Source organism: Cellulomonas sp. IC4_254, from assembly GCF_011603975.1.
Taxonomy (GTDB): domain Bacteria; phylum Actinomycetota; class Actinomycetes; order Actinomycetales; family Cellulomonadaceae; genus Cellulomonas.
In genome coordinates this window covers 1-5,213 of the sequence record NZ_JAANNB010000234.1, presented here as the reverse complement: position 1 = coordinate 5,213, position 5,213 = coordinate 1, and the positions used below count along the sequence as shown (strand labels likewise).

5 protein-coding genes are annotated in these 5,213 nt (G+C 75.2%); all 5 read right to left on the bottom strand.

The window, feature by feature from the left end:
• Positions 1 to 769, bottom strand: a 769-nt coding sequence (locus G6556_RS16895; RefSeq protein ID WP_166944012.1) for an ATP-binding cassette domain-containing protein, incomplete at its 3' end; no start/stop codon positions are given.
• Positions 766 to 1,611 carry an ABC transporter ATP-binding protein gene (locus tag G6556_RS16890; protein WP_205693651.1) on the bottom strand — a complete coding sequence of 282 codons (846 nt, stop codon included), beginning with the start codon at positions 1,609 to 1,611 and terminating at the stop codon, positions 766 to 768. The genes G6556_RS16895 and G6556_RS16890, both read right to left, overlap by 4 nt.
• Entirely contained in the window at positions 1,608 to 2,543 is a 936-nt protein-coding gene (locus G6556_RS16885; RefSeq protein ID WP_166944011.1) for an ABC transporter permease, read from the bottom strand. The genes G6556_RS16890 and G6556_RS16885 overlap by 4 nt, the downstream gene beginning before the upstream one ends.
• The gene (locus G6556_RS16880) at positions 2,540 to 3,568 is read right to left on the bottom strand and encodes an ABC transporter permease (protein ID WP_205693650.1); all 1,029 of its coding nucleotides are present in this window, start codon (positions 3,566 to 3,568) and stop codon (positions 2,540 to 2,542) included. Before G6556_RS16880 ends, G6556_RS16885 begins: the two co-directional genes overlap by 4 nt.
• 2 nt (positions 3,569 to 3,570) lie before the next feature.
• Positions 3,571 to 5,160, bottom strand: a complete 1,590-nt coding sequence (locus tag G6556_RS16875) for an ABC transporter substrate-binding protein (RefSeq protein ID WP_166944009.1) — start codon at positions 5,158 to 5,160, stop codon at positions 3,571 to 3,573.
• Between the last annotated feature and the right edge of the window lie 53 nt (positions 5,161 to 5,213).

Genomic DNA, 5,213 nt, shown 5'->3' with positions numbered 1-5,213 from the left:
GCGCCGTGCCCGGGAGCGCGCCGCCCAGCTCCGGCACTGCCGCCCGCAGCCGCGCCGTGTACGGGTGCGTGGGGTTGTCCAGCACCGCCCGCGCGGGTCCGCGCTCGACGACCTGCCCGGCCTCCAGGACCACGGCGTCGTCGCACAGCCGGTCCACCACGGCGAGGTTGTGCGTGATGAGCAGCATCGCGAGCCCGCGCTCGGCGCGCAGCCGCTCCAGGAGGTCGAGGATGCGCGCCTGCACGGTGACGTCGAGCGCGGAGGTGGGCTCGTCGAGGACGAGCAGCCGCGGCTCGGCCGCGAGGGCCCGGGCGATGCCGACCCGCTGCCGCTGACCGCCGGACAGCTCGTGCGGCCGGCGGTCGGCCAGCGCGGGGTCGAGGCCCACGTCGGTCAGCAGCGCGGCGACGGCGCGGGCCCGCTCGGCGCGCGGCACGCCGCCGAGCCCCTCCGCCACCGCGGACCCGACGCGCTGCCGCGGGTCGAGCGTCTCCGGCCCGTCCTGGAACACCGGCTGCACCGCGGCGCGGTAGGCGCGGCGGCCCGCGGCGTCCAGGCGGTCGAGCGCGGTGCCGCGGTACCGGACCTCGCCGCCGACGGGCCGGAGCAGGCCGAGCGCGGCGCGCGCGGCGGTCGACTTGCCGGAGCCGGACTCGCCGATGAGCGCGACGGACGCGCCCTCGGCCACGGCCAGGTCGAACCCGTGCACGACGGTCCGCCGCCCGTACGCCAGGTCGGCGCCGGCCAGCTCGATGATCGGCGCGGTCATCCGGCACCCTCCTCGGTGGTCGCGGGTCGCGGCACGGCGCCGGCCGGCGCGGACGGCGACCGCCCGTGCCCCAGCCGCGGCACCGCGGCCAGCAGCGCCCGGGTGTACGGGACGGTGGACCGGTGCAGCACGTGGTCCACGTCGCCCGCGTCCACCACGGCGCCGTCCTGCATCACCACGACGTGGTCGGCGACGGTGGACACCAGCGCCAGGTCGTGGGACACCAGCAGCACGGCCGTGCCCTGCTCGCGGCGCAGCCGGTCCAGCACCGCCATGACCTCCGCCTGCACGGTGACGTCGAGGGCGCTGGTCGGCTCGTCGGCGGCGATCACCGGCGCGCCCAGCGCCACGGCCGTCGCGATCGCGAACCGCTGCGCCTGGCCGCCGGACACCTCGTGCGGGTACCGGTCGACGATGTCGGCGGGCAGCCGCACGGCGTCCAGCGCCTCCGCGACCCGCCGCCGCGCCTCGGCCCCGCGGACCCCGTGCCGGCGCAGCGCGTGCCGCGCGAGCCGGCCGAGCCGCATCGTCGGGTTGAGCGACCCCTGCGGGCTCTGCAGCACCAGCGACACGGCGGACCCGCGCACGCCCTGGGCGGTCCGCTCGGACGCGCCGACCAGCTCGGTCCCGCCGACCAGGACGGACCCCGACACCCGCGCCGGCGTGCCGTTCAGCAGGCCGAGCACCGCGAGCAGCAGCGTCGACTTCCCGGAGCCCGACTCGCCGACGACGGCCACGCACTGGCCCGGGCGGACGTCGAGGGCGGGCACGGCGGAGACGACGCGGTCGCCGTACCGGACCTCGAGGTCGCGGACGGACACCAGCGGCGCGGCGGCGGTCACGACCGGCCCCCGGCCGCGCGCGGGTCCAGCAGGTCCCGCAGGCCCTCGCCGAGCATGTTGAAGCAGAAGGCCGTCACGAGGATCGCGAGGCCCGGGAACGCGGACACCCACCAGTGCGTCGTGAACAGCGACTGCCCGGACTGCACCATCAGGCCCCACTCGCTGGTCGGCTCGGTGGCGCCCAGGCCCAGGTAGGACAGGGACGCCGCGGTCAGGATGACGCCGCCGGCGTCGAGGGAGAGCTGCACCAGCACGGGGGTCAGTGAGTTCGGCAGCACGTGCCGCCAGACGATGCGCGCGGGGCTGACGCCGAGGCAGCGGGCCGCGTCGACGTACGGCCGGGTGCGGACGGACTGCGCGACCGAGGCGGACAGCCGGGCGTACCAGGGCCACCACGTCGCGGCGATCGCGATGATGGTCGTCTCGACGCTCGGGCGCAGGATCGCGGCCAGCGCGAGCGAGAGCAGCAGCGCCGGGAACGCGAGGAACACGTCGGTGACCCGCATGATGACGTCCCGCAGCCAGCCCCCGGCGAAGCCCGCGACGACGCCGAGCGTCACGCCGACCACCGCCGAGATCGCGAGCACGGCGACGGCGATGCCGAGCGAGGTGCGCGCGCCGTAGAGCACGCGGCTGAGCACGTCGCGGCCGACCTGGTCGGTGCCGAACCAGTGCGCCGCGCCGGGCGCGAGCAGCCGGTCGGCGGGGTGCGTGGCGGTGGTGCCGTCGCCCGGGAACGGCGCGACCCACGGCGCCAGCACGGCGAGCAGGACGATCACGACGAGGACGACCGCGGAGGCCGCGGCGAGCCGGTCGCGGCCGACCAGCCGGCCGAGCCGGGAGGCGAGCGACCCCGCGCCGGGCACCCGCGAGGCGGGCGGCACCGGCGCCGCGGGAGCGGCCGAGGTCACGGGGGAGGGGTGGATGCTCATGTCAGCCGGACCCGGGGGTCGAGGGCCGTCTGCGCGAGGTCGACGGCGAGGTTGAGGACGACGTACACCAGCGCGACCGTCAGGGTCACGCCCGCGATCGCGGGGGTGTCGACGGAGGAGATGGCGGTCGCCGTGTAGGACCCGAGGCCGGGCCAGTTGAAGATCGACTCGACCAGGAAGCTGTTCACCAGCGCGTAGGCGAACACCAGGGCGACCAGCTGCAGCACGGGCGCGGACGCCGCCCGCAGCGAGAACCGCACCAGCACCGCGAGCCGCCCGAACCCGAGCGCCCGCTCCATGCGCGCGTGGTCCTGCGCGGCCTCCTCCAGGAGGGCCGCGCGGGTCATCTGCGCGATCACGCCGGTCGGGTACGCGGCGAGCGCCAGCGCGGGCAGCACCAGGTGGTGCAGCACGCTGGCGAGCATCGCCCCGTTCCCGGTGATCAGGGCGTCGACGACGGTGATGTCCGTCCACACGCTCAGCGGGCTCGTGGTGTCGAGAGCGCGGTCGTACTCGCCGGCGGTCGGGAACCAGCCGAGCCGGGTCGCGAACACGAGCTGCAGCACGAGCGCCAGCAGGAACACCGGCGCGGACACCGCGAGCACCGAGCCGACCCGCACCGAGACGTCGACGCCGCCGGCCCGGCCGCCGCGGAACCGCGCGGCGAGGATGCCGAGCGGGATGCCGAGCAGCACGGCCAGCAGCATCGCGGCGCCGACCAGCTCCAGCGACGCCGGCAGCGCCGACCCGAGGTCGGACGCCACCGGCTGCCGGGTGTGCAGGCTGGTGCCGAGGTCCCCGCGGACCAGGTCCCCGAGGTAGCGGAACAGCTGCACCGGGAGCGGCTGGTCGAGGCCGAGCCGCTCCCGGGCGGCGGCGAGCTCGGACGCGCTGGCCCGCGCGCCGGTCGCCGACACGGCCGCGTCACCCGGGACCGCCCGCGCGACGAGGAAGCTCACGACCACCACGCCGAGCACGACGACGACGGCCTGCGCCAGGCGGCGCACCAGGTGACGGGCCAGCACGGTCAGCGGCTCAGCTCGTGCACGAACACCACGTTCGGGTACGCCGGGTTGTCGGTGTAGCCCTGGACGTCGTCGCGGAACGCGCGCTGGTAGGTGTCCACCCACAGCGTGCTGACGGCGGCGTCCTCGACCTCGATGCGCTGCTGCAGCTGCTCGTAGGCGGCCTGGGCGGCGTCGGTGTCCGTGGCGGTGAGGGCCGGCAGCTGGTCGATCATCGCGTCGACCTCGGGGTCCGCCAGGTAGGACAGGTTGAAGTACGGCTCGTCGGAGGACCGGAACACGTTGACGAACCAGGAGTACGCGTCGGCGTAGTCCGGGTACCAGTACATGACGAAGACGTCCTGGCGGTCGCCGGTGCGCGCCTGGTCCCACTGCGCGTTCCACTGCAGCGGCTGGGCGTCCAGGGTCACGCCGATCTCGGCGAGCGCGGAGGTCAGCAGGGTCACGTACAGCTGCTGGTTGTCGTCGCCCTGCGCGTAGGTCAGGGTCAGCGTCAGCGGGTTGCCGTCGCCGTAGCCGGCCTCGGCCAGCAGGTCGCGCGCCGCGTCGAGGTCCTGCTCGGTGCTGATGCCCGCGCCGGAGCCCAGCAGGCCGTCGGGCACGATGCCCTGCGCCGCCACGCCGGAGCCGTTGAGCGCGTCGACCAGTCCGGGGGTGTCGGTGGCGAGCTGCACGGCCTGGCGCACCCGCACGTCGGCCATCGGGCCGTCGGCGGTGTTGTAGAGCGCGAGCAGGTTCTGGAACGAGCCCGTCTCCGAGGTCGCGATGCCGTCGGTCGACTCGGCCTGCTCGAAGATCTCCGGGTTCAGCGTCTCGACGAAGTCGACCTCGCCGTTCTGCAGCAGCTGCCACGCGGTGGTGGTCTGCGGGGTCACGCGGTACTCGACGGTCGTGTACTGCCCGTCCGCCCAGCCGCCCCAGTAGTCGTCGTAGGCGCCGAGCGTGAGCTCGTACTCCTGGCCGCTCGCCCAGTCCTCGACGGCGTACGGGCCGGTGCCGGCCTCGTTGCCCTCGGCGAACCAGGCGTCCAGGTCGCCCCCGTCGCCGGCGGCCTCGGTGTCGTAGATGTACGCCGCGTACGCGGACGACGAGATGAGGTCGACCGGCGCCGCGTAGGACAGGTGGAACACCAGCGTCGTGGCGTCGGTCGCCTCGATCGAGTCGACGGCGTCCCAGATGTAGGCGGCGCCGCCGGCCTTCTCGATCGTGCGGTCCAGCGCCTCCTTGGCGGCCGTGGCGTCGAGCGCGCGGCCCGTGTGGAACGTGACGTCGTCGCGCAGCGTGAACGTCCACGTCAGGCCGTCCTCGGAGGACTCCCAGTCGGTGGCCAGGCGCGGCTCGACGGTCTCGGTCGCGGCGTCGTACCAGGTCAGCGACTCGTAGACGTTCTCCATCGCCCGGATCTCGTTGGAGTAGGACAGCGCGGGGTCCCACTCGGTGACGATCTCGGTGTTGGTGACGAACGTGAACGTGTCGTCGGAGGACGAGGCCGCGGCGGTCTCGCCGCTGCCGCGCGTCTGGCCGCCGCCGCACGCGGCGACCAGGGCGAGGACGGCGACCGCGCCGGTGGCGGTCAGGATGCTGCGTCGCACGGGGGTGCTCCGTTCTGCGGGGGAGGGGAGGGAGGGTCAGAGCGCGCCGAGGG